Here is a 25,024-nt window from a genome sequence, read left to right as displayed (position 1 = left end):
ATTCGAATCAATTTCATAACTTAGATTTCCATCCGAAGTTGCATTATGAAATTGATTCATTCTTATAACCATTCTTTAAATTTGCGGATATACCACGTTTTCACACCTTGTGTGAGAAGCGCATAACCAAGCAGAATGGCAACAAGCCATGGGAAGTAGGTCAGCGGAAGCGGAACAAGACCGATAGCTTCGCCGAATGCCGAGAAAGGAATCGCTATGCCGGCAGCCGCTATGACGATTGTCATGACTAGCACAGGCAGACTGGCCCTGCTTTGAATGAAAGGAATCTTCTCTGTCCGGATCATATGCACGATTAAGGTTTGTGAGAGCAGTCCTTCAATAAACCAGCCCGAGTGGAACAAAGCCTGATCTGCCGGTGTATGGGCAGCAAAGACAAAATACATCAGACCAAATGTCAAATAATCGAAGATCGAGCTGGTGGGGCCTACGAAGAACATAAACCTTCCTACTGATTTCGCATCCCAGTTCCGGGGTTTTTTCAAAAATTCCTTATCCAGGTTATCCCAGGGAATCGCAATTTGTGAAATATCGTAAAACAGGTTTTGAATAAGCAAATGAATCGGCAGCATAGGAAGAAACGGCAGAAAAGCACTTGCCCCAAGCACACTAAACACATTACCGAAATTAGAGCTTGTGGTCATTTTGATATATTTGATGATATTCCCGAAGGTTCTTCTGCCTTCCAGAATGCCTTTTTCCAAAACCATCAAGCTTTTTTCCAGCAGGATAATATCTGCGGATTCTTTGGCTATATCCACTGCCGTATCGACAGAAATACCAATATCGGCATCCTTCAGGGAAGCGGCATCGTTAATGCCGTCACCCATAAAACCAACCGTATGCCCTTTGCTTTGCAGCGCGCGGACCAGCTCTGACTTCTGATGCGGGTTCAACTTCGCGAACACGTTATACTTCTCCGCTTTTTCCGCCAGCTGGGAGCCGGTTAATCCAATCAGATCTGTACCCAGTATAATATCTTTCACTTCTATACCGACATCCTGACAAACTTTGCGTGTGACTTCCGCGTTATCACCTGTCAGCACTTTTACTGTCACACCATTTTCCCTAAGGGCCCTGATAGCATCTGCAGAACTCTCTTTCGGCGGGTCCAGGAACCCGATCATTCCGACCAGAACCAAATCCTGCTCATCCTGGATGCCGTAAACTTCCCGGTTTCCGGCTGCATGCTTCACAGCTACACCCACAACCCTTAGTCCATCCGCATTCATCTGCCGTACCTTGTTTTGGACAGTAAGGGATAGTTCCTCCGTAAACTCTACCGCTTTTCCGTCATTGTAGGCATGTGTACATATGCTGAGCATCTCTTCCACGGCACCTTTACAAATGAGCACATGCCCATTCCCCTGCTTACTCACCACTACAGACATTCTGCGGCGGTGAAAATCAAAAGGAATTTCGTCCACTTTGGTATAGTATTTTTCAGATCCCAAAACTTCTGTTAACTCTGCATGCTCCAGCACAGCAACATCGAGCAGATTTTTTAATCCGGTTTGATGGAAACTATTGAGATAAGCGTAGGTCAGTACCTCTTTATTTTCGTTCCCGTTTATATCCTGATAAGTCTCTAAAATGATTTTGTCTCTAGTGAGGGTACCGGTCTTATCCGTACAGAGGATATCCATGGCCCCTAAATTTTGAATGGCATTCAGCTTCTTGACTACCACTTTATGTTTGGACATCGTATTAGCGCCTTTAGCCAGGTTGGCGGTAACAATTACCGGCAGCATTTCCGGCGTCAATCCAACCGCCACAGACAAACCGAAAAACATGGCTTCCCACCAGTCACCCTTGGTAAAACCATTGATGAAAAAGATAATCGGAACCATAATAAGCATAAAACGAATCAAAATATACGTAATGCTGGTAACACCCCGGTCAAAGCTGGTAAGAGGTCTTTTTGCAGTCAATGTCCCTGCCATGGAACCGAAATAAGTGGAACTTCCCGTTGCTACGACCAAAGCCTCAGCTGTGCCGCTGTTCACATTCGTTCCCATGTAACACATGTTATCAAGTTCTAGTGCGTTTGCTTTTTCCAGCAGTTTTCGCTTTGCTTTGATTAATCCGCCATTAGGAATATCCCGTTTTTCCACAGGCATTGATTCTCCTGTAAGAACTGATTCTCCTACAGATAGATCTTTGGCTGCCAGCAGCCGGACATCAGCCGGAACCAAATCCCCGGCAGATAAACGAATCCTGTCGCCGGGAACAAGTTCTTCCATATTTATTTCCCGGTATTCTCCGTTTCGCATGACGGTTACTGTCGTTTTCACCATTTCTTTCAGTTTCTCTGCCATCCGCATCGAGCGGAATTCCTGGGTAAACGTAATGAGAACGCTAATGGTGACCATCGTACTTATAATCAGCACGGCTTCAATGTCATCTGTCAGATAAGAAAACAAAGCCAATCCGAGAAGAATGAGTATAAACGGATTCTTAAAGCAGGACAGTAGTTGAATGTACCAGGCCGGCAACTTTTCATGGGTGATATGATTGGGGCCGTATTCTTTAAGACGTTTTACCGCTTCCTTCTCCGTTAATCCGCTTATTCTGCTGGTCCTGTACTGTTCCAGCAAATCTTCCTCGTGGCAAATAAACATTTCTATCAGATGATCGCTGATTTTTTTGTTGTTCAAATCCGTTTGGCATTGTTTGTTACCGAAAAAGGTCATGTTGTTCTCTCTCCTTTCAAAAAAAACCACAAAAAAAATCCCCCTGTATCAGGAGGAGCTGCCGGATCTTTATGGTTTCTCTTTACTCAGAAGTGCATACTCAAATAACCCTTGCCATAAGGAAGGAGTCATCCGTGTCAACGGGTATTCCATCTGCAATAAAAAGAACCGATCCGCTCTCTTTGACCAGGACCTGTATCTGTCTATCATTATCGTTTGCCTGCTTGGACTCCCGTCCATGGTTTCTCCCCCCTTTAAATTCAAGTCATAAGTCTCATGATTAATCACTTAAACAAAACGGCTCTGAAAATCTGAACAACCAGAAAACCCCTGGTTCAGACCAGGGGTATAGAATTCGCACGCAAAAATAGCTGCCGTTCCCCCTGGTTGAGTTTTGGCACTATGCAACGTAAAGAGAAGGTATCCTTCCCTTAGCCACATTATGAAAAGCCTTAATCCGGCAATCCCTGTTCTACCCATGGGCATCTTTCGATATTTCTGGGCAGTGGCCTGTATTTGCATAGGAGCCTCACCTAACGAGGTCTTATGAAGTTCTTTCTGCATTGTAATAGAGACCTGTATAATTGTCAATGGTTTTTTTCTTTATTTTTTGTCTTCCGGATAATCATCAGGAAAAATATTAAAGAGTCTGTTCGAATGAAAACAAAGGGGTTTACAGTAAATGGCCCCGCTGTGTTAAACTAAAAGCAACTTGATCTATGGAGGCGTGTAAACATGCGGCAAAACAAACCTGAAAGGGTACAATCTATAGGGGAACACACATAATTGACCCTGTAAACTGCACTTTCCCCGCATTTTAAAGGGGTTAAATGAAAGTGCAACAACAAAATAAAATACGTATTCCCGGATTCGTTCCGGTATCAAAAAAATGCTGCAATTCGGTATGTTGACCTACGGTTTTGGTTCGGTCATCGGCCTGTTATGTCACGCCTGGTATCCGTCGGCATTCTTTCATTTGCGTTATTCACGACAATGTACCATTGGGTATATCTGGCTTCAAGTATAGTTTGGTTCGTTCTCCTCGCCTGTCATACCCGCAGGCAGCGTGAACCTTTTCTTGAACCGTTCCTGTTCCGGAACAAAAGGTATATCTCGGGTGTTCTCATTGGTGCCCTACTGCTCGGCACAGTTGCCGGTTTTATTTCCATGGTGCCTTATTTAATGAGGGAGGTCTATCAATATGCCGACCGGCCTCATCGGAAGCAGTATTCTATTTCCGGGTACATTAAGTGTAATCTTATTCGGAATGCTCGGGGGATGCTGGCTGACCGCCGGGGACATATTATCGCCGGCTTTCTGGTCGTATTTTTCTATACAGACCGGACACCTTGGCATATCGCGGGAACCATGATTCTTACGTTTGGCGGTCTTTCATTTGTCAAAACCGTTATTTCCGCAAGTGCTGCGAAGGCGCTGAAACCCGATGAAGCAGGTTCCGGTATGGCATGCTTAATTTTATCTGCTTCCTGTCCGAAGGTATCGGCATTGCCGGGGTAGGGGGTTTGCTGGCAAAATCATGGTTGAACTTTCCGCTGATTCCTTCTGTAACCGTCCAGGCTGCTAACCTTTTTAGTAATATGATGCTCATTTTTATTGTACTTATAGTTTCCGGAAGCATCTTATTCATCCTGTTCTATCGCGATAATCATAAATAAAATCAATCGTTTCTATTGAAAAATGTAGAGCCATATTCCCGCCTCAACGAAGCGGATTTGAATATGGCTCAGTAAACACTTCATGACGGACTAATTATTGCGGCAAATTGGCCAATCTTTTGGCAATAATCCGATAAAAAGCAGTGATATCAGAAAATCCCAGCGTATCAGAAATATCCAATCCAATGAGATCAAAATGATCCCAGTTATGTTTGGTCTCTATATGATTCCATATTCCAATCTGTGGCGTACCGCGGTAAGATATAATTTTATCCGTAGATGGACCTATCATCGAATTTGTATTTATCACTCCGTCATTTTGCCACCAGGACGAACCAATGGTCGGACGGTTCTTTTCATATCTTGTATAGGAACCTATGAAAACAGCGTTTGGCATTAATAATTTATTCATGGTGAAATGCGGGAGATGGAAGCCTGTAAATAGAACGGGGAATGTTGCATGGGCACTGTAGGAAAAATAATATACATCCGGTTGTGCCTTTACCCATTGATTTATTTCTTTTGCCCCGTCTGTACTTGCGTCCCATTGGCTAATATCTTTCGTATTTCCCCAGATCGAGCTATTTATCATACGGTCAAAATATTGAACAAAAGACTCTCCCTTTTTCTTTTTTATGCCCCATTGATCCAATTTGAAATCATAAAGGGACAGACTACTGCTTTCACCTAGAGCTGCCATTGCGATAATCCATTGTTTGATACATGGCAGAAGCAAACTTCCGTCTGCCAGAGTCGTTCCGTTATGGGGACTGCCTATTGTTGTCACGCTATGAACATATGATTTTCCTCCTTCAAACAAGGGTGATAATTTCACATCAGCATGTTGCTGGGCATAATTTCTTTCTTCATCGCTTCCTTCTTTTAATAATTGTACAAGCATCCGGATGGTTTGACCGCCCATACTATGTCCAAGCAGATGGACTTTATTGGTTTCATCCCAATTTTTAATAAACCCTGTGTATGTTCTACCGTATCGGGCATGTCCGTGTTTGGCGGCATGTGCTGCACCGTAATCGACTGTCCCTCCATGAATTTGTGCGTATAGTTCGCATGCCCGGTCCCAGTTGCTTGATACCGGGCCTACAGCTGCTGTATAAACAGGATAACCTTCTTTTTTCAAATTTTCCTGAATATCGTGAACCCCCCCCAATATTTCACACCCAACAGCTCATCCCGCCCCCAGCCTGCCAAACCATGAACCAGAATAATGGGATACTGGTTCTGCTTTCCCTTTTCTGCTTGCACCGGTAATGGCAACAGTAAACCTAAAACCAACAAAATAAAAAGGATACATCTTTTGAACGGTTTTCTCATTAAATAACCTCCCTTCTTAATACTTCTTATGTTAGCGCTTTCATGGTTAACACTATTTTATTACAATTTTTTGAATTTTCCCATCAGATTTTCATCCAGAATACACCCATCCCATTGGAATTAGCGATGAATAGATAAGAAGACATCTTATTAGGCACCTATTCAAACTAATTATGTATGGTGGAAAGGATTTGAAATAATAAAAAACAGCCCTTCGGTCATTCTGAACCGAAGGGCTGTCTTCATTTCATATTAGGATAAAGATTGGAGCTGCTTGTTTCTGGCCCGGTGTGTAGCTTCCACCATGTTCTTGAGCGAAGCAATAGTTTCCTCTCTTCCACGAGTCTTGAGACCACAATCCGGATTTATCCAGAAGAGAGAGGGGTCAAGTACTTTCAGTGCCCGGTCTATCATTTGCTCCATCTCTTCCACGGAAGGGACCCTTGGACTGTGAATATCATAGACGCCCAGGCCGATTCCCTGTTCATACGTATCTTCTTCAAACGCCCCGATAAGTTCTCCATGGCTCCGGGATGTCTCAATTGAGATCACATCGGCATCCATCGCTTTGATAGAATCCAGCACATCCTGAAACTCGCAATAACACATATGAGTATGAATCTGTGTCGTATCTTTGACTGTGCAGGTGGCTATCTTGAAGGCCTTAACCGCCCACCGCAGGTAACCATCTTTGTCTTTCACCTGAAGAGGGAGACCTTCACGAAGGGCAGGTTCATCCACTTGAATCATTTCAATTCCCGATTTCTCCAGTTCCTCTATTTCCTTGCGCAGAGCCAGGGCAATTTGATTAGCTACAGCTTCTCGTGAAATATCATCCCGTACAAAGGACCAGTTTAAAATGGTCACTGGACCTGTAAGCATACCTTTCATCGGTTTTGATGTAAGGGACTGGGCGTATACACTTTCCTTCACGGTCATCGGAGAATCAAAATACACATCCCCGTAAATGACAGGAGGTTTTACACAGCGGGATCCATAAGACTGTACCCATCCGTTTTTCGTAAAGGCAAAGCCGCCTAATTTTTCACCAAAAAATTCTACCATGTCTGTCCGTTCGAATTCGCCATGTACCAGGACATCCAGGCCGATTTCTTCCTGAATTTGAACCCAATCCCTGATTTCCGCTTCAATGAAAGCCTGGTACTGCTCGTTGGTAATATCACCTTTGCGCCATTTAAGCCGTGTTTGCCTAACTTCCTTCGTTTGCGGGAAACTGCCGATGGTAGTTGTAGGCAATAGAGGAAGCTGCCATTTGTCCTGCTGCAGCTGTTTGCGTCTGGTGAATGGACTGATTCGTTTGCCTGTCTCATTTTTTAGCTGTTCTACCGCTTTCTGCACTTCCGTATGATTCCGGGCAGCGGATTCTTTCAGGGCACGGACTGCCTCTTCGTTGCTGGTTAAATCCGCTTGAACTGAATCACTGCCTTCTGTCCAATACTTAGTCAGCAGGACCAATTCATCCAGCTTTTCATCGGCAAAAGCTAAAGCTTGTTTCAAAACGGAATCCAGCCCCGATTCCTGCTCCAGGCTGACTGGCACATGCAGCAGGCTGCAGGAAGGTTGAAGAATCCACCTGGAAGAAGGTACCGCTGCGGAAATGGATTCAAGCGTCCGTATTTTTTCCTTTAAATCCGAAGCCCATATATTCCGGCCATCGATAATGCCGATACCTAAGATTTTGTCTTCCGGAAAACCGAAACGCTGAATAGCTTGGAGATTTCCTTCCGCTCCTTGGACAAAGTCAAGACCAAGCGCCTGTACGGGCAATCCTGCAGCAGCTTCATAGTATGGAACGGAATCAAAATAAGTTTGCAGTAAAATGTTCAATTCCGGTGCAGCCTTATGAAGTTCTTGATAAACGTTTTGCAAAACCTGAACATCCTCATTTGTAAATAAAGATGCAGCTAATACCGGTTCATCAATTTGGACCCAGGCAACCCCTTCCTGTTCCAGCTCTATTAGAATCTGTTTATACAAAGGAAGGAACTGATCTGCCAGGGAGGCAAACCGGTCCGGCTCATAACCTTTAGATAATTTCAGAAAGGTGAGCAGCCCGATCAGGACAGGCTTTGTTTCTACGCCTAATTCCTGTTTAGCCTCACGGTAGGCCTCAAGCGGCCGGTTTACCGTTAAGGATGGCGCCGCGCCCTGTAATTCAGGCACAATATAGTGATAGTTGGTATTAAACCATTTGGTCATTTCACAAGCTGTAGCCTGCTTATTTCCCCGAGCCATCGCGAAATAAGTCTCTAAGGATACAGGCCCTCCATCATAATGGAAACGGCTTGGAACCAGGCCGAACATTGCCGCATGGTCCAGCATTTGATCGTACAAAGTAAAATCGTTTACGGGGATTAGCTGAATGCCCTTCTCTATTTGCTTTCTCAAATGGCTGAGACGAAGCTGGCGAGTCGTGGAAAGAAGCTCATCTTCCCCTATTTTTCCGGACCAAAAACTTTCCAGAGCTTTCTTCCATTCCCTGTTCAAACCGATTCTCGGATAACCCAAATTACCGTTTACCAAATTACTCATTCATATGGCTCCTCTCATAATAGGAATCATTTTGCTTATGGAAAGCAAAGAGATGGCAGGTAAAGGTGCAGAAAGCCAATAACAAAAAGGCATCCTTCCTTTTCTGGCGCATAGGGAAAGATGCCCGTGTTTGCATAATAAACTGGCATGGTCATCTAACACCTTCCTATCGTCCGTAGGTTAGCAGTGTCGTTAGAACAGGCAGGTCTCCTGGCTTCCAGATTCATCGCCTTAAAGCCGCCTTCCCAGTCATCTTAGACCAGTGGCGTTTGCCTGGCACAAGGCTCCTCTGTTACAGTGGCGGGACCGCGACGGATTTACACCGATCTTCCCTTTTAAGTTTCATCGTTACAGACGAAGCACCTGTCTCCACAATATGCAATATTTTGCAGAACGATTTGTATTCACTATACAAGATAATCCCAAGTTTCTCAATAGGAAATTAACTCTTCCTTGATATGCAGGCAATTCGGTCTTCCCGTATGGTTATCTGATTATCAGGCATTGTACCGGTCCTGAAGCTCCGATATACTGAAACTAGCGATTTGTCCCGCAAATTAAGAATGAAATACCGAGGTGACCTACATGAACATACAAAAACAAAAAGACCGTGAAGAACTGGACAAAAAACTTCCCCACATGCCCTGGTACGTGGATAAATATATTCATCATAAACTGCCGGATCTTTCTCCCTCCACTCTTTTGGAATATGTGCGGGACTACGAAACTTTTTTCGGTTGGATGATGGCGGAAGGACTGACAGAAGCGGAACAAATGCCCGGCATCCCTCTGGAAGATCTGGAGCGGCTTCATACGGACAGCATCGACAATTTCAAAGCTTTCCTGGCCACGCATAAGAATCACCTGAATAAAAAAATCACCATAACCCGTAAATTATCCTCCCTTCGGTCCCTGTTTCATTATTTGAGCCAAATTGCAGAAGATGAAAACTTTTATCCCCTGCTTAAAAGAAACGTTATGGCCAAGATCGAAATCAAACGGACCAACCGCTCCAAGGATATCGCCAGCAAGCTTGAAGGCAAACTGCTGCAGGAGGAAGAAATCATCGAGTTTATCCACTATATCAGGGAAGGGTACGAACACGATGTGGCTGATAATAAACAGGCTTTATATGCTTACAAACAAAATCATGTGCGGGACGCCTGTATTGTCAGTCTGATCCTCCATTCCGGCTTACGTGTTTCCGAAGTGGTCAATTTGACTCTGGACGACTTGGATATTAAGAAAAAGACCATCTATGTATTCCGCAAGGGGAATAATGACGGCAGCTTTAAAACAAGAGTCTATTTCCGGCAGGAAGCGATGGAAGATCTTTCCCGTTATTTGGAAATCAGAGAGACACGATACCGGCCGCCCAAAAAAGAAAAGGCCCTGTTTCTCACCATTCCTAACGGGAGGTCCGAAGGAAAAATGATGACAAAACGGGCCATGCAAGAGATGGTGCTCAAATATGCCAAAAGGTTTGGCAAGCCGTATTTGAGCGTCCATAAACTGCGGCATTCCTTTGCCACGGATTATTACTTGCAAAATGATTTGTATAAAACGCAGGAGCAGTTGGGCCATGCATCTTCCGATACTACCCAGATCTATGCCCACTTGACAGACAAGACCATGGAAGAAGCCATTGACCGGCGCAGGGAAGATTAGCTACCCCTGCTTCATATCTGTTTTATGATGCAATTACTATGCTAGGCAACCAGAAGCAAATTTAAACAAGCGTCTGCACATTGAACAGCCTTGCATAGCTGCCTTCCTGTTCCAGCAGTTCCATGTGCGTCCCTTGCTCTACAATCTCCCCGTTTTCCATGACAACAATTTGGTCTGCATGTGTGATAGTAGATAAACGGTGTGCCACGATGAGTGTTGTACGATTATGCGCCAATTCCTGCAGGGACTGCTGGATCAGATGCTCAGACTCTAAATCCAAAGCGGAAGTGGCTTCGTCCAGAATGAGGACCTGCGGGTTTTTCAGGAAAACGCGGGCAATAGCTACACGCTGTTTCTGCCCTCCGGACAATTTGATACCTCTCTCGCCGATTTCCGTGTCATAACCATCTGGAAGCTGGGTAATAAAGCCGTGGGCATTTGCCGAAACGGCAGCTGCTATCATTTCTTCTTCCGTAGCGTTCGGATTTCCCAGCAAAATGTTTTCCCTGACCGTACCGCTGAACAGAAAATTTTCCTGCTGTACCATCCCGATTTCTTCACGCAAACTGATCTGGGTAACATCCCGGATATCCATACCGTTTACTTCAATACGCCCTTTTTCGATATCAAAAAAACGGGGGATCAGGCCGATCAGAGAAGACTTTCCTCCTCCGCTCATTCCTACCAGAGCCACAGTCTGTCCAGGCTTGATGTGCAGGTGAATATCTTTCAAGACCCAATCATCCTCTTTGTTATAGCGGAACCACACGTGATCAAACAAGATCTCCCCGTTTCCTTCAGGCAGCTGCCGGGCTTCAGGCTTGTCCCGGATATCGTAAGGCTCTTTCATGAACTCGACAACACGTTCCAGTGAAGCAGATGCCTGGGTCAGCACAGTAGAGGAATTAATCAATCGGCGAAGCGGATTATACAAGCGGTCCAAATAACCAAAGAATGCCACAAAGGAGCCTATTGTCAAATTCCCTTGAATCACCATATACCCTCCATACCCGATCACAAGCAAAGGAGCAATATCTGTGAGGACATTGATAACGGCAAACGTGACCGCATTCCATTTTGTTTGGGCCATGGCTTTGTCAAGAAAATGCTGATTGCGCTTACCAAACTGTTTTTGTTCGTACTTTTCCAAAGTAAAACTGCGAATAACCGGAAGTCCCTGAATCCGTTCATGAAGATATCCCTGAATTTCTGCCAAAGCTTGCGAACGGTCTTTCGTCAGCTTTTTAAGCCGCCGGTATAAGATCTTGACGGCAATCCCGTACAAAGGGAAGATGCTGATGGCAACCAGAGTCAGAACAGGATCAAGGGTGGTCATCAAAATAAGGGCTATGCTTAAAGTAAACAGGTCCAGCCAGACATTCATCATCCCGACTTCTACAAGATTCTTTGTCTGTTCCACATCATTGATAAAGCGGGAGATCAGTTCTCCTACTTTTCTGTTTTGGTAATAGCGGATGGAGAGCTTTTGAATATGTTCATACAGCCGGTTGCGGATATCATACAGAATACGGCTCGTAATCCACTGGGCAAAATACTGGCGATAATACTCGACAGGTCCCCTTACAATTACAAAGACGAAGAAAGAAATGCCCAGTACCATCGATAGTTGAGTCATTTTTTCGCCGGTGGAAAGCTGATAATTCAGCAAAAGGTGATCAACCAGGTATTTTAAAATCATCGGCAAAGTGAGGGGAATTCCAAACTTTATGATGCCAATTAACAGAGTCAGTGCTATTTTTTTTAAATAGGGCTTAACAAAACCGTAAAACACACTCCAGTCTTTCAAGTTATTCATCCTCTCGCAAACAAGACATCACAACCCATACATTTTCGTATTCCAGGCAAAAAACATTTCGCATCCTTGTCAGGAATCATTCCTTCCTGTATAGGGGCACAAAAACCATCACTACAGCAGTCACTGTAGAGATGGTTTGGCAAAAGGGTCATTTTCTTTTATATACAAACTTATACATATCCCATAATAAGACCCGCTGTTTCTTCGATGGCTTTGTCTGTTACATTAATAACCGGGCAGCCAATTGATTTCATCAGCCGGTCCGCATATTCCAGTTCTTCCAGAATACGCTGCATACTGGCATATTTGGAACCAAAAGGCAATCCGACAGTTTTCAGTCTTTCTGTACGAATTTTGAGAATGTTCTCAGCATCCATAGTAAGACCAATAATCCGGCTTCCTGGAATTTTGAACAATTCCTGAGGGGGCTTAACCTCAGGCATAACGGGTAAATTCGCCACCTTTACCCCTTTATGGGCCAGAAAAATACTGAGTGGTGTTTTAGACGTCCGGGATACGCCAATAAGCACAATATCAGCCAGAAGCATACCCCGGGTATCTTTACCGTCATCGTATTTGACTGCAAATTCGATGGCCTCCACCCGCCGGAAATATTCCTCATCCATTTGATGCAGCAGGCCAGGCTTCTGAATGGGTAAATCCCCAAAAGTGTCCATGAACGCCTTCATCATAGGGCCCATAATATCCACCGCTCTTACGGTTAAACGGATGGATTCTGCCTTCATCATTTCCCGCAGCTCAGACTGAACAAGGGTGTAAGCTACAAAACCGCGGCTTTCCGCCACTTCTTCCATAAGCTTGCGAATCTCATCTTCATGCCGAACATAGCTGTAACGTTTGATTCTGATATGATCTGACCGAAATTGACGAATTGTTGCTAAAGCTACCGCTTCTGCGGTTTCTCCGATCGAATCGGAGCAGAGGTATAGAAGCTGATGTCCGGTATCACTCAAAAGACGTTATCCTCCTGTCTCAAGACCTTGTGCCAATTCGACCAGCACATTGGTCATGCTGGTTTTGGTTACGCGGCCCACAACTTCCTGCCGTTCGACTCCATTCTGGCTGGTCACCCTAAGAACAGGCAGGCTGTCTATCTGGTGCGTGATCATTTTCCTTGCCGCATCCAAGACGGACTCCTCTTCATTAGCGGTCACAATGTTGGGATGACGGGTCATGACCAAACTAATAAGCATGGAAGAGGCACTTGGATTGCCGAGTGTTACTTTGAGCAAATCCTTCCGGGAAATAACCCCTTGGAGCGTTCCGTTCTCGTCGGCTACAATGACGCTCCCTACATTCTCAAGAAACAGAGTGACTACCGCCTCTTGGACGGTAGCGGTATCCCGCATAATAACAGGCACTCCCTGGATATCCTTCACTTTCAGGCTGAGCAGCCGCTTCGCCATCTGTCCTTCCGGTGCCATTGCCTTGCCGGGAAAATAGCCGACCTTCGGTTTAGCATCCAGATAACCAAGCATAACGAGGACGGACAAATCCGATCGAATCGTAGGTTTGCTTAGCCCGAGCATTTCCGCAATCTGGTCTCCTGTAATCGGGGCGTTTTGTTTAACTAATTCAACAATTTCCAATTGCCGGGATGTAAGCTCGATTTTCCTATCCCTCCTTACTATCAGAAACCTGATTCTTTCTGGTGCTGCCCAAAATGCTCCTACTTAAAACATTACAATGAACCCATGCTTTTTTCAAGTAACGGTTGAGAGTTTTCCTCCTTTGGCTGTATGACTACCGCCTGAGCTGCGGCAATACGCGCGAGCGGTACCCGGTAAGGAGAGCAGCTGACATAGTTCAGCCCTATCTGCTGGCAAAAATGTATGGAAGACTTATCTCCCCCGTGCTCTCCGCAAATACCTGTCTTAAGCTTCGGATGCTGGGCCCTTCCTTCCCTGACCGCCCATTCGATCAGTTTGCCGACTCCCTCCTGATCCAGCACTTGAAACGGATTGTGCTCCAGCAAGTCATGATCTACATAATGAGAAAGGAATTTCCCTTCCGCATCATCCCGACTGCATCCGAAGGTCATTTGTGTTAAATCATTAGTGCCAAAGGAGAAAAAATCGGCATATCTGGCAATTTGCCCAGCGGTAATTGCAGCGCGAGGCACTTCGATCATCGTTCCGACTTTATAAGTGACAGCCTCTGCCGTACTGCTTGCAAATGTTTGTTCCGCGGCCCGGTCGATCAGCATGCGAAGCCGTTTTAATTCATTCATATGGCCCACAAACGGAATCATGATTTCCGGATGGACATCAACTCCCCGTTCTTTACAAAGAAGAGCTGCCTGAAAAATCGCAATAGCCTGCATCGAATAAATTTCAGGGAACAGGATTCCCAAACGGCATCCCCTCTGTCCCAGCATCGGATTCATCTCATGCAGGGATTTCACCTTCTGGATCGTGCTGGTTATCCGTCCCCTTACCCCGGCTTCATCTCCATTGGAGGAAAGTTCGCGAAGTTCCTCCTGAAGTTCCTCCAAATCAGGCAGAAACTCATGCAAAGGAGGATCCAGCAGCCGGATGGTAACCGGCAATCCGTTCATAGCAGTAAAGATGCCTGTGAAATCATCCCTCTGCATCGGCAACAGCTTATCCAGTGCGGCCCTGCGTGCCTCTGTAGAGTCCGCCAGAATCATCTCCTGGACGACAGGCAGCCGTTCCGCCGACATAAACATGTGCTCGGTCCTGCACAGACCGACTCCTTGGGCGCCGAATTCGCGGGCCTTGGCCGCGTCTTCCGGCGTATCCGCATTCGCGAGCACTTGCAGCTGGCGGATCTCATCCGCCCACAACAGCAGATCGCGCAACTCTTCGCTCATCTCCGGCTCGATGAGCGGCAAAGTCCCCAGGATCACCCGTCCGGACGAACCGTCCAGAGTGATCCACTCCCCTTCGCACACGGTGCGTCCGCCCGTGCGAAGCTCACGCTTAGAGGCGTCTACAACAGCCGCCTCACATCCGCATACGCACGGCTTGCCCATGCCGCGCGCCACGACAGCGGCGTGGCTCGTCATGCCGCCGCGGGTTGTCAGCACGCCTTCGGCTGCAATGACACCGTGAATGTCTTCCGGTGTTGTTTCCGTGCTGGCGAGGATGACCTGACGGCCTTCCTTGGCCCATGCGTCCGCAGTATCCGCGTCGAAAACCACCTGGCCGGATCCTGCCCCCGGGGATGCGGGAAGTCCTCTCGCCAGTACATCCACCTCTGCTTCCGGGTCGATCACCCGATGCAATAGCTGATCCAGGTGTTCCATTTCGATCCGGCAGACAGCTTCCTCCTTGTTAATGACCCCTTCACCCGCCAAATCGACAGCAAGCTTTACAGCAGCCTGGGCAGTCCGTTTTCCGTTCCGGGTCTGAAGGACGAACAATCTTCCTTCTTCAATAGTAAATTCGATATCCTGCATATCCCTATAATGGGATTCAAGCTGTCTCGCCGTTTCCATTAATCTCTGATACAAGTCCGGCTGGAGGGTCTCAAGCTCAGATATGGGGGCAGGAGTTCTCGTTCCGGCAACCACATCCTCCCCTTGGGCATTCATCAGAAATTCGCCGTATAATTCCTTGGCACCTGTGGAGGAGTTACGTGTAAACAACACACCTGTGGCGCTGTTCATCCCCATATTTCCAAATACCATGGATTGAATGTTGACCGCTGTCCCCTGTTCATCAGGGATACTGTATAATTTTCTGTAAACTTGGGCCCGCTGGTTATTCCAGGACCGGAAAACGGCCTCGACAGACAAATACAGCTGTTTTTGAACGGATTGAGGGAAACTTTTGCCCGTCTTGCGAACGATCAGCGCTTTAAATTGTTCGATTAATTCAAGCAGGGCACTGGCTTGAAGCTTATGATCCTCGGAAACTTGTTCTCTTTTTTTCAAATCAGCAAGAAGATGTTCAAACGATATACTTTCCATCTGGTACACGACCGTTCCGAACATTTGAATCAGACGGCGGTAGCAATCATAGGCAAAACGGGGATTTCCCGTCTGCTCGGCCAGCCCCTGGACCGTTTCGTCATTCAACCCCAGATTCAAGATGGTATCCATCATACCGGGCATGGAAGTGACGGAACCGGACCGTACGGAGACGAGTAAAGGGTTGTCCCTGCCGCCAAAAGTTTGGCGCTTGGCCTGTTCCAAAGCTGTTAATTGATCCAAAATTTCTTCAAACAAACCGCCTGGAAGCTGGGATCCGTTCTCGTAAAAAGCCCGGCATGCGTCTGTAGTTACGGTAAAACCAGGCGGAACAGGAAGCCCCGCCTTGGTCATTTCGGCTAAATTGGCACCTTTACCACCCAGTAGTTGTCTCATACCTGCGTGGCCTGCTTCGAATGGAACGACCCATGAATTCTTGATCACGCTAATGCTTCCTCCTTTGTATCAGCAGCTTCTAGACAGCTGGGTTCATTACATAGACTATAGAAGACGCTTACTTTCTCTGTATCCAATGTGTCAATAATTTCGCCGCAACGGCTGCACAAAATGATTCCCATCTCCGGTGTTGCTTTTTCTTCCTTCATCTTCCCGCCTCCAAGAAATGGTTTAGGTACGAGAGTAAATGCGTTCTCTCTATATAATACATACCATATTTTTATTTAGTACACAATATATATGAGGTTAATTTAATAAAAAACATCATATTCGTTCTATTAGAACCTCTTATAAACCCCTAATCATTCTTTTTTACACATCTGGACTGATAAAGTCATCCAAGCAGTGGAGGAAATTTCAATCTTTTAGCGATAGAGAAGTTTTCCCTTTTTTATGCTTAAAAAACAAGTCTTTCATTTACGAAATTGATTCATCTCACAACTTTTTCAACATTTGTTACTTTTTGATTCACCCTACGATTTAACAGCAATTTAACAAAAATTAAAACGGGAATTCCAAGTGCGCATATGCCGGATAATATAATAAATACAAGCCCACCACTGTTATATCCGTAATAATCGAAAAGAATTCCGCCTAACCAAGGCCCTATTACTCCCCCAAAACTTGAAAAACCCATTGCACCAAAATAAGTGCCCTTCAAATTTTGAATAGCGATTTGGTCTATAAACAAATCCGTCATTGAGAAAATAAGCACTTCTCCGATTGTAAACAGAATAGTGCATGCATAGACCATCCAAAGAGAATGTATGATTCCAAAACCAATCAAACTTAAGCTTATTGTAAATGTTCCAAACATTATCGAAACTACAGCGGAGTATTTCTTGCCGATTTGTGTAACAGGATATTGTATAATTAAAACCGTAACGGCATTAAGAACGAGTGCATGAGAAAACAACGATACGCCATCCTGAAAGACATCAGAATTAGCAAAGTATTGTGATAAACTAGAAGAAAAATGTGAGTAACCAGAATAGCCCAAAATGATACCAATCAGAGCCGATAGAAACACCCTATCTTTCCTGAGAATGTGAATAGAATCTTTTATTGTCACTCGTTCTTTTACATTTCCCTTATTCTCCCCTAATTTGTATTTTATAAATTGAATAATCAAGGAAGTCATGTAAAGAAAATATACAAATGCCGCTACTACGAATGGTATAGTCGATTTGGCACTTCCTAGCTGCAAACCAATTATTGGGCCAACTGCTACTCCAGCATTAATAGCCGCATAACGTAAATTAAAGATTAAAAGCCGATTTTCTGACTTTGTCAAATCTGACAACAGTGCTCTTGACGCTGGTTCAAAAAATGAACGACAGATCCCGTTCAATGCACTTAATATGAAAAAAGATAATACATCATTGGCAAATGAAAATCCGATAAATACGAGCATCCATACTATGATAGAGCTTATCATTATCATTTTTCGCCCATATCGGTCTGATAAAGTTCCACCAATAAAGCTTGTACATACTCCTATGAGAGCGCTTGTGCCAATAATAGCCCCTACTATGCTCGGAGAAAATCCTTTAGTTGCTGTTAAATAAATAGATAAAAAAGGAATACTCATTGACGTAGCAAGCCGGGCAAAAAAAGTTCCAATAATTATATTTAGTCCAATTGGATGAATGGACTGCAGTTTCATATTGAAATCATCACCCATCTTTCGTTTATATTACGTGGAATGATAAAGCGTATGCAGGAATGATTGTTGATATACCGCTCGTCTATTTGGATAGGTCATATATGAATAAAGCAGCTATTAGTAACAGTCAGAAGGTATTCATAGTTATTAAAAAATATCGGCCCATGACCTGCTAATCTAAATGTAATTAGCAAAGTCACAGGCCAACAGTTTCATTCATAAATCTAATTTAGAAAACCCGTTCTTTAAAATCACTAAGTTTTTTTCTGGATTGTTCCTCAATATCTTTATGCAAAGAATTGCCATGGGCATCCATGGTGACGATAGCAATGAATCCTTCCGTTTCGAAATGCCACATTGCTTCCGGTACACCGAACTCATCCAGGAAATGAACACCGTTGACTTTTTTGAAAGTCTTCGCGTAGAATTGTGCGGCACCGCCGATAGCGTTGAGGTAAATACAGCCATTATCACTTAAAGCTTGGAGGGTTTTTTCGCCCATGCCGCCTTTACCGACAACGGCGCGAATACCAAATTTCTTAATAATAGTTGCTTGATATGGTTCTTCACGGCTAGATGTAGTAGGTCCAGCTGCATGGACTCTCCAATTGCCATCCGCATCCCTAATCATGACCGGGCCGCAATGATAGATAATACCTCCGTTTAGATCAACAGGGGAATCATGATCTATGAGATATTTATGCAGGTTGTCCCTTCCTGTATGCATTTTACCGTTGATCAAAACCACGTCACCTACTTTCAACTTCCTGACATCTTCTTTGGATATTGGGGTATTGAGTACAATTGCTTCACCCAAAGAAGAATGCTGGGTTCCCCCTCCTGTTTGAGTTTCAGTCTTTTTTCCATACTGCCACTTGGTTATATTACCTGTTTTCGGATCTATAAGAACACCACGACGTCGAAATGCCCAGCAATTATACGCAACGGATACGAAAAAGGAAGGAGCTATGCGGTTTACGGCACCGATTTTGCAACCGAGTAAAGTCTTTTTACCGCCAAAACCCATCATACCAATATCCAGTTGGTTCGCTTTTTCCATAATATAGTCTTCTAAATTAGCCAATTCCCCTACTGAATTCGCATCATCAACAGATCGCATCAATTGAAGCTTGGCACACTCGTAGCCACTTGTACGGTCCCCGCCAATACCCACTCCTATAAATCCTGCGGAACAACCCTGTCCTTGTGCTTGGTATATGGCATGCAGGATGCATTTACGTACACCATCCAAGTCACGACCGGCAGTACCTAGTCCTTCAAGTTCTATTGGTAATGAGTACTGAATGTTCTTATTTTCGCAACCTCCACCTTTAAGGATTACTTTAATTTCAATTTGATCATTTCTCCATTGTTCGAAGTGGATAATCGGGGTATTTATCCCCAGATTATTTCCGGTATTCAATCCCGTGATGCTGTCAACAGAATTGGGACGTAATTTTCCTATTCGGGTTGCTTGGGCAATAGCTTTCCGGATGCACTCACGGATTTCGATCTGGTCAATACCGACCGGTGTATGAATGAAAAAAGTAATCATTCCGGTATCCTGACAAACAGGGAGTTCGTGTTGCCGGGCATCCTCCATGTTTTGATAGATAGTAGAGAGTACTAAAGAGGAACGCGTTCCCATCTCTTCCTCCAATTTTGCTTTAAACAAACTTTCACGAACATCTGAAGTGAGATTTGTGGATGTCTGGATAATCAATTGCAATATGCTTTCAGTTAGTTTGCGATGGTCCATAATTGTACACTCCGATTAAAAATGATGATATTTTCGTACGAGGCTTATGATACATAATATTCCAAATATTGTCCACTATAGAATATTTAAGTTGTAGCATTTTTCGGTTTATGAAACTTCAATTCTTTCTGCTTCATTTTGGGGATATCCTGAAGTTCAAAAATATCTTCAATACTAGCAATCTCCCCTTCGATATCCCTGGTTGATCCTTTTTCCATGATACGTTTTAAAATGCTATCTATAGCTGAAACGGATCCACGAAGAACCTGGTTAGCGTAGATTGACATACGTACCCCCAGGAATTCCAACTCATTAAATGTAATATCAGGGTATTTAGTCGGCACCAGTACAATCGGTACATCCAGATTCCAACGACTCATAAATTCTGCAATTTCGTCTACCGTTTTTTGTTTGGAGTGAATCAAAATAGCATCTGCTCCTGCTTGCGCATAGGCACAAGCCCGATTGTATGCTTCATCCTGACCCAGACCGGCAATCAGTGCTTCAACGCGGGCCAATAATACGAAATCTGAATCTTTCTGGGTTGCTTTAGCAGCACGAATTTTGGCACAAAAATCTTCAATTGAAACCAGTTTCTGCTGTCCATTATCAAAAGAGTTGATTTTCGGATAGACTTTATCTTCAATACACACGCCAGCAATTCCTGCACCTTCGTATTTCTCTACCATGCGCACCACATTATGAATATTACCGAACCCGGAGTCACAGTCGGCGATGATTGGAAGGTTGCATGCGTCGTTCATTACAATTGCTGCCTGTAACAATTCAGTCATTGTTAATATACTCGCATCTGGTACGGTTTGGATAGCGGAGATACCCAGTCCACTCGCCCAGACAGCGTGGAAACCGTTGCGTTCTGCAAGTTTAGCTGTGAGACCATCATGTGCACCAGCTACCAGAATAAGCTTGGTCCCATTCAACATTTTCCTTAATTGACTAGCCTTTGTTTCCTTTACCATATCCTCACCCTCCTCATTATTCAATCAAACATATTTACGATTTCTTGTGTTACGGTGATTTGGTCTTTTTGTTCTTTCAAGCGGCTCATCCGTCCTTCTCCTGGTACATGTGCCACTTTGGACATACTAAGAAGCTTGACTTCTTCATTAAATCCTTTAATAACTTCGTAGGCAGGGATTATAGGCTCCCACATACTCGGTGATAGCAACAATATGAAGGTACCATGTGACTCTACTCCATCAAGCCCGAGCATGCGTGAACCCATTACATGAAGGCTCCACATTACTCCAAAAGGTTTGAAGCCTTTATCCCGGCCAACAGGATGCAAGATAGCATTCCAATTACCTTCTTTCCACAAATCGTCAGGATGATTGATGGCTAAACCACCCGGTTGGGAAGCAGCATAGTTAGGGAGAGGTTGTCCCGCCTCTACAGCTTTTAGACATTGGCCATGAGTAATCTCTGAGAGAGAGACATCAACAACTACTTGTCCACTGTAATTCGTCTCGACAGGAAGCGTAAATGTCCAAGGATTTGTACCTACTAGTCCTTTATCATCACCATAAAGACCTACACGGCGGGGGGATGTGCTGCTCATTAATACAATCCATCCTTTCGCTGCCAGCTTCTCAGAAAAATAGGATAAAGCTCCTGTAGGGTACGTATTGCGAATCCCGATAAATTTGATCGTCTGACCCTCGAAACGTTGTTGTTTTTCAGCTACCTCGTTTAAAGCTAGATAACCAAGTACACCATCAGCATCGTACAGTTCGGCCTCCCGGTTTTGTAAAAGCAAACGGACATTCTTAAGGGGGTATTTATGAAGTTGTTCTGTTACCCATTTGATCCGGACAAGACCGTGTGAACTGATACCACGCATCTCCGCATAAAGAAGCTGTTCACTCATTTCACGGGCCTGGTATTCAGAAAGTCCTGCTTGTTCAAATCGATTTTGAACTTTTTGGCGAAGGGATTCGATTGTATACGTTTTGGTTCTAGGGAAAGTTTCTCTCATAATGTCTCCTTTCAGTTACTACTAAACTGTTCGTATTAGAATCTGTTGTGATACTTTTTCCAGAATATCCAGAGTCTCCTCACGATTAGCCCCTTTGACAAGAACCCAGCCTACACGGTCAAAGTTTGATCTGATTGGAACGATCTCATCACCAATTTTGCATGTTATCTCGAAATCCATAACCCCTATGATTTCGGTAAGCTGCCCGATCTCAATGACCTCCACTTTGCCTGGCGGTACATATAAGAAACGAATGGCTGCTACTTCTTGAGGTTGACCGAATTCAATGTTGTATGGGATGTCACCCAATTCGGCAAATATCGGAGAAGTCATGTCACACTTAAGTGCGAGTTCAGTCAGTGTCGTAATATTATCTCCACCATAACGAGTATGAACTTCCCCAACGTAAAAACCTTTCTCAGTATGGAACCCTTCAATATGAAGAGGGCCCATCTGGATTTTCATTGCCCCCACGATCCGTTCCACCAATTTTGTATATTCTTCCCGGCTCATTTCGGTACCAGCATACGGAGAAATATGTCCAGCTTCGACAAATGTTCCTGGGTATAGTAATTTTTCTGTTACACCAAATATTATTGTTTTCCCACGATACACAATGGCTTCAATGGAAACTTCTTGTCCAACAATAAATTCTTCTGCCATTACTATCGGTTCATTACAATGCGTCAAGCATTTTTCATACAAAACTTGCAGATCCTCTTCCTGTTCTACTTTATAGACTCCTATGCTTCCCTGTAGATTGTGCGGCTTGATAATAATAGGACCTTCTATTCGTTTCAATAGTTTTTTCGCATCTTCAAGACTTTCACAAAGTTCATAATCCGGGCTCAAAAGACCTGCTTCCCGTAATAAGTTACGAGTAGTGAATTTATTGTTACATGAATTAATTACTTCGGTTGGATTTCCACGCAAGCCGTATTCATGGAGTAGTTTGGATGTATTGATCAATCCAAACTCCTTAAATGTAAAAATGGCATCAAGGGGAGATTCCTCTTGTAAGGAACAAGTCACATCCCTCAGGTTTTTCTCATCCCTAAAATCGGTTATAACTAGCCGGTCCGCATCAACAATCCGGTCGGCATGTAATTTTAGGTTATTTTTGGTATCACCAAGAATAATCTCATAACCCAATTTTTTACATCTGGATAATGTTCGTTTCACATGAGTTTCAGGAATCCCTATAAAGAATAATCTCTTTCGGCTCATTCAATCATACACCTCACATTGGCTAATGCTTGTTCCGCTTTTAGAATGGCGTCATCGGTATCATCACCTTCTACTATCACGTAACAAAGACGGAAGTCCATAAATTTTTCAGGGGGCATCACGACCGTATCGCCTACTTGTTTATCAAATCCGAAATGAACGACACCCGGAATGTTCATCACGTTTTCTGTTCCCATCCATTGACGGACTGTTCCCCCTTTTCAGCCAGCAAGAAACGGATACAAGCACCGCGTTTTTTGGTAGGCCTCAGGTCAAAGTCTTCTCCCAAAACCGTCAGAATATTAGCACGTGTGATATTAGAACCGTAAGCCAGCGGGATAAGATGAGTAGTAATAAAGTCTCCACCAAGACGACCCGCAACTTCTATAATTTTACTGCCGTGATCGGTAATTATCAGTTCCGCATGGAAACCACAGTTATCTAGTTCTAGAGCCTCTATGCCTTTGCGAGTTACTTTATATATATCCTCTACAACCGCTTCTGGAAGACGTGCTGGAAAAGCATGCTGGTATTCGGTAAAATTTATGGAATCCGCCCATTTTTATGTAATACCTACAATATGTATCTTTCCCTTAGCGACAACGCCCTCCACACTCACTTCTTTACCAGATATAAATTCCTCTACTAGATATTCATCACAGTAGAATGTAAACATTTTATCGTTTTCCGGAGTTGCATGTTTCATCATCTTTTCCCAAGTTCGACGGAGTTGGTCAGCAGATTCTACCTTAAATACACCTTTGGAGGCGGAAGCGCCGACAGGTTTGTATATCAACGGGTACCCGATTTTTTCAGCTGCCTGTTGTAACTCTGTCCAAGAACCAGAGATGTGGATGAATTTTGGATGTGGGACATTTCTTAACTTAAGCGCTTTGCGCATCAGTGACTTGTTTCGTGCACGTGCCGCTGCTGTCTTGGAACTGGCTGGCAAATTAAATTCATTGGCTACATGGGCAACTGGCTCAACGTCACGATCCCAGAAAGTGATAACACCATTAAATGGACGTTTCTTGTGATATTTTCTTAACACAGAAAGTGTCTGCTCAATATTGTATGTATTAGTTTCAATGAAATAATCAACATATCTTTTAGACCATTTAGGCAGCTTTGGTCCTACAACAGAAACCGTGAGTCCCAAATCTTTGGCCGTTCGAAGGGTTAACTCTTTCTTTATATAAGTAGCGTTAAAAAAAAGTATATGCCCTTGCATGTGAAAACCTCCTTTTAATATTAATTATTGTGAAATATATTATTTATTCCTTTTTTTGTAAATATAAACAATATCTATTCAATGTTGTGGCTGTCGTAAAATTTTTTAAGAAAACCCTTGTCTGGTTTTAGTCACCAAACAAGGGTTTTTTATAATTGATTGCTTATTGTTTTGGAGATAGATGATACTCCTCGATCACCTGCTGTAACAGATGTTTGCAGCTCTTTAAGAGCATCTCGTAAACTTCTTCAAAATTCCCGGTAAAATAAGGGTCCGGCACGTCCCGAACGGTTTCGTCCAGAGCAAAATCCATCATCCGGAACATTTTAGGATGACCCGAATCGCCAGTAATCCGTCTGACGTCCTTCACATTTTTGGCATCCATCATGATGATGTAATCAAACTGTTCCGAATCAGATTTGGCAACCTGTCTGGCTTTCATCCCTTCATAGGAAATCCCCTGTCGGTCCAGCAGCTTACGGGTACCTTCATGCGGAGCATGTCCGATATGCCAATCGCCGGTTCCTGCGGAATCAACCTCAATCTCTTTCTCAAGCCCGGCCTCTTTGACAAGATGTTTAAAAACCGCCTCCGCCATAGGCGAACGGCAGATATTACCGAGGCAAACAAATAGAACACGAACCATCTTTCTCTTCCTTTCCATTCTGACATTGGAAACCGTTGTTTCCTTCACAGATAACAGACCCTTCCTCTCGTCCCATTGTATCAATTTTCCGTAAAAAAACCACCCTTCTTTGCCACATCTCTCTTTACGAAAATCTTCTGAAATCGTAGCTGAATTTATTTTAATCTCTGCTTCTATAGCCTTTAAATAAAGACAAGGATTCTGCTTTATTGACGTAATTGACATAAATAATAAAATCTGATCTGTTTACCGCTTCTAAAAATTTTTTTTATAATATCTATTATGAATTTTTCATATATTTCAATTTGGGAATAAGGATTAAAAATAGA

General features: G+C 44.0%; 17 protein-coding genes, 1 pseudogene and 2 riboswitches. Of the genes and pseudogenes, 2 read left to right on the top strand and 16 right to left on the bottom strand.

Features of this window, described 5'->3' with window-relative positions; all coding sequences use genetic code 11:
- Positions 1-62: 62 nt before the first annotated feature.
- On the bottom strand, positions 63-2,711 hold the full coding sequence (mgtA, locus tag BXP28_RS04600; RefSeq protein ID WP_023484612.1) for a magnesium-translocating P-type ATPase: 2,649 nt from the start codon (positions 2,709-2,711) through the stop codon (positions 63-65).
- A 372-nt stretch (positions 2,712-3,083) separates the two neighbouring features.
- Positions 3,084-3,259: riboswitch (M-box (ykoK) riboswitch) on the bottom strand.
- Between the two features lie 394 nt (positions 3,260-3,653).
- Between mgtA and BXP28_RS04590 the strand changes: the two genes are divergently transcribed.
- Complete coding sequence (locus tag BXP28_RS04590) at positions 3,654-4,229, top strand: MFS transporter (protein WP_077584919.1); 576 nt, start codon at positions 3,654-3,656, stop codon at positions 4,227-4,229.
- A 252-nt stretch (positions 4,230-4,481) separates the two neighbouring features.
- Here the strand turns inward: BXP28_RS04590 and BXP28_RS04585 are convergent.
- Positions 4,482-5,722, bottom strand: a pseudogene (locus tag BXP28_RS04585) (esterase/lipase family protein).
- Between the two features lie 252 nt (positions 5,723-5,974).
- The gene (gene metE, locus BXP28_RS04580; RefSeq protein ID WP_023484609.1) at positions 5,975-8,275 is read right to left on the bottom strand and encodes a 5-methyltetrahydropteroyltriglutamate--homocysteine S-methyltransferase; all 2,301 of its coding nucleotides are present in this window, start codon (positions 8,273-8,275) and stop codon (positions 5,975-5,977) included.
- A gap of 183 nt (positions 8,276-8,458) precedes the next feature.
- Positions 8,459-8,657: riboswitch (cobalamin riboswitch) on the bottom strand.
- Positions 8,658-8,860: 203 nt separating this feature from the next.
- Here metE and xerS point away from each other — a divergent pair.
- Positions 8,861-9,943, top strand: coding sequence for a tyrosine recombinase XerS (gene xerS, locus BXP28_RS04575; protein ID WP_023484608.1), 1,083 nt, complete (start codon positions 8,861-8,863; stop codon positions 9,941-9,943).
- A gap of 61 nt (positions 9,944-10,004) precedes the next feature.
- Here the strand turns inward: xerS and BXP28_RS04570 are convergent, their stop codons facing one another.
- The 13 genes from BXP28_RS04570 to BXP28_RS04515 form a co-directional block, all read right to left on the bottom strand.
- Positions 10,005-11,750, bottom strand: coding sequence for an ABC transporter ATP-binding protein (locus BXP28_RS04570; protein WP_036654135.1), 1,746 nt, complete (start codon positions 11,748-11,750; stop codon positions 10,005-10,007).
- 179 nt (positions 11,751-11,929) lie between these two features.
- A complete protein-coding gene (locus BXP28_RS04565; RefSeq protein ID WP_023484606.1) occupies positions 11,930-12,733 on the bottom strand; it encodes a pyruvate, water dikinase regulatory protein in 804 nt (267 codons plus the stop codon).
- A gap of 6 nt (positions 12,734-12,739) precedes the next feature.
- Positions 12,740-13,369: a helix-turn-helix transcriptional regulator gene (locus tag BXP28_RS04560; protein ID WP_023484605.1), complete on the bottom strand. Its 630-nt coding sequence runs from the start codon at positions 13,367-13,369 to the stop codon at positions 12,740-12,742.
- A 92-nt stretch (positions 13,370-13,461) separates the two neighbouring features.
- On the bottom strand, positions 13,462-16,155 hold the full coding sequence (gene ppdK, locus BXP28_RS04555; protein ID WP_036656604.1) for a pyruvate, phosphate dikinase: 2,694 nt from the start codon (positions 16,153-16,155) through the stop codon (positions 13,462-13,464).
- Positions 16,155-16,319 (bottom strand): GapA-binding peptide SR1P, encoded by a 165-nt coding sequence (locus BXP28_RS04550; RefSeq protein ID WP_024094155.1) that lies wholly within the window; start codon positions 16,317-16,319, stop codon positions 16,155-16,157. The genes ppdK and BXP28_RS04550 overlap by 1 nt, the downstream gene beginning before the upstream one ends.
- A 281-nt stretch (positions 16,320-16,600) precedes the next feature.
- Positions 16,601-17,836, bottom strand: coding sequence for an MDR family MFS transporter (locus BXP28_RS04545; RefSeq protein WP_024094156.1), 1,236 nt, complete (start codon positions 17,834-17,836; stop codon positions 16,601-16,603).
- 229 nt (positions 17,837-18,065) lie between these two features.
- Positions 18,066-19,595: a FumA C-terminus/TtdB family hydratase beta subunit gene (locus BXP28_RS04540; RefSeq protein WP_023484602.1), complete on the bottom strand. Its 1,530-nt coding sequence runs from the start codon at positions 19,593-19,595 to the stop codon at positions 18,066-18,068.
- Positions 19,596-19,681: 86 nt separating this feature from the next.
- On the bottom strand, positions 19,682-20,575 hold the full coding sequence (locus BXP28_RS04535; protein ID WP_036654131.1) for an isocitrate lyase/phosphoenolpyruvate mutase family protein: 894 nt from the start codon (positions 20,573-20,575) through the stop codon (positions 19,682-19,684).
- A 20-nt stretch (positions 20,576-20,595) separates the two neighbouring features.
- The gene (locus BXP28_RS04530; protein ID WP_023484600.1) at positions 20,596-21,591 is read right to left on the bottom strand and encodes an Ldh family oxidoreductase; all 996 of its coding nucleotides are present in this window, start codon (positions 21,589-21,591) and stop codon (positions 20,596-20,598) included.
- Between the two features lie 21 nt (positions 21,592-21,612).
- Positions 21,613-22,818, bottom strand: a complete 1,206-nt coding sequence (locus tag BXP28_RS04525) for an ATP-grasp domain-containing protein (protein ID WP_023484599.1) — start codon at positions 22,816-22,818, stop codon at positions 21,613-21,615.
- Positions 22,815-23,015 (bottom strand): hypothetical protein, encoded by a 201-nt coding sequence (locus BXP28_RS23900; protein WP_257125666.1) that lies wholly within the window; start codon positions 23,013-23,015, stop codon positions 22,815-22,817. The genes BXP28_RS04525 and BXP28_RS23900 overlap by 4 nt, the downstream gene beginning before the upstream one ends.
- A gap of 365 nt (positions 23,016-23,380) precedes the next feature.
- Positions 23,381-24,049 (bottom strand): ATP-grasp domain-containing protein, encoded by a 669-nt coding sequence (locus tag BXP28_RS23895; RefSeq protein WP_023484598.1) that lies wholly within the window; start codon positions 24,047-24,049, stop codon positions 23,381-23,383.
- Positions 24,050-24,212: 163 nt separating this feature from the next.
- Positions 24,213-24,695 (bottom strand): low molecular weight protein-tyrosine-phosphatase, encoded by a 483-nt coding sequence (locus BXP28_RS04515; RefSeq protein ID WP_024094161.1) that lies wholly within the window; start codon positions 24,693-24,695, stop codon positions 24,213-24,215.
- Between the last annotated feature and the right edge of the window lie 329 nt (positions 24,696-25,024).

This window comes from Paenibacillus larvae subsp. larvae, from assembly GCF_002003265.1.
Classification (GTDB): domain Bacteria; phylum Bacillota; class Bacilli; order Paenibacillales; family NBRC-103111; genus Paenibacillus_H; species Paenibacillus_H larvae.
The sequence above is the reverse complement of the archived record's forward strand: the minus strand, read 5'-3'. Positions and strand labels throughout refer to the sequence as shown.

What these genes read in the sequence shown, in the direction of transcription:
- mgtA (WP_023484612.1), bottom strand. Translation starts at nt 2,711, where the DNA reads ATGACCTTTTTCGGTAACAAACAATGCCAAACGGATTTGAACAACAAA.
- BXP28_RS04590 (WP_077584919.1), top strand. Translation starts at nt 3,654, where the DNA reads ATGTCACGCCTGGTATCCGTCGGCATTCTTTCATTTGCGTTATTCACG.
- metE (WP_023484609.1), bottom strand. Translation starts at nt 8,275, where the DNA reads ATGAGTAATTTGGTAAACGGTAATTTGGGTTATCCGAGAATCGGTTTG.
- xerS (WP_023484608.1), top strand. Translation starts at nt 8,861, where the DNA reads ATGAACATACAAAAACAAAAAGACCGTGAAGAACTGGACAAAAAACTT.
- BXP28_RS04550 (WP_024094155.1), bottom strand. Translation starts at nt 16,319, where the DNA reads ATGAAGGAAGAAAAAGCAACACCGGAGATGGGAATCATTTTGTGCAGC.
- BXP28_RS04545 (WP_024094156.1), bottom strand. Translation starts at nt 17,836, where the DNA reads ATGAAACTGCAGTCCATTCATCCAATTGGACTAAATATAATTATTGGA.
- BXP28_RS04540 (WP_023484602.1), bottom strand. Translation starts at nt 19,595, where the DNA reads ATGGACCATCGCAAACTAACTGAAAGCATATTGCAATTGATTATCCAG.
- BXP28_RS04535 (WP_036654131.1), bottom strand. Translation starts at nt 20,575, where the DNA reads ATGGTAAAGGAAACAAAGGCTAGTCAATTAAGGAAAATGTTGAATGGG.
- BXP28_RS04530 (WP_023484600.1), bottom strand. Translation starts at nt 21,591, where the DNA reads ATGAGAGAAACTTTCCCTAGAACCAAAACGTATACAATCGAATCCCTT.
- BXP28_RS04525 (WP_023484599.1), bottom strand. Translation starts at nt 22,818, where the DNA reads ATGAGCCGAAAGAGATTATTCTTTATAGGGATTCCTGAAACTCATGTG.
- BXP28_RS23900 (WP_257125666.1), bottom strand. Translation starts at nt 23,015, where the DNA reads ATGGGAACAGAAAACGTGATGAACATTCCGGGTGTCGTTCATTTCGGA.
- BXP28_RS23895 (WP_023484598.1), bottom strand. Translation starts at nt 24,049, where the DNA reads ATGCAAGGGCATATACTTTTTTTTAACGCTACTTATATAAAGAAAGAG.
- BXP28_RS04515 (WP_024094161.1), bottom strand. Translation starts at nt 24,695, where the DNA reads ATGGTTCGTGTTCTATTTGTTTGCCTCGGTAATATCTGCCGTTCGCCT.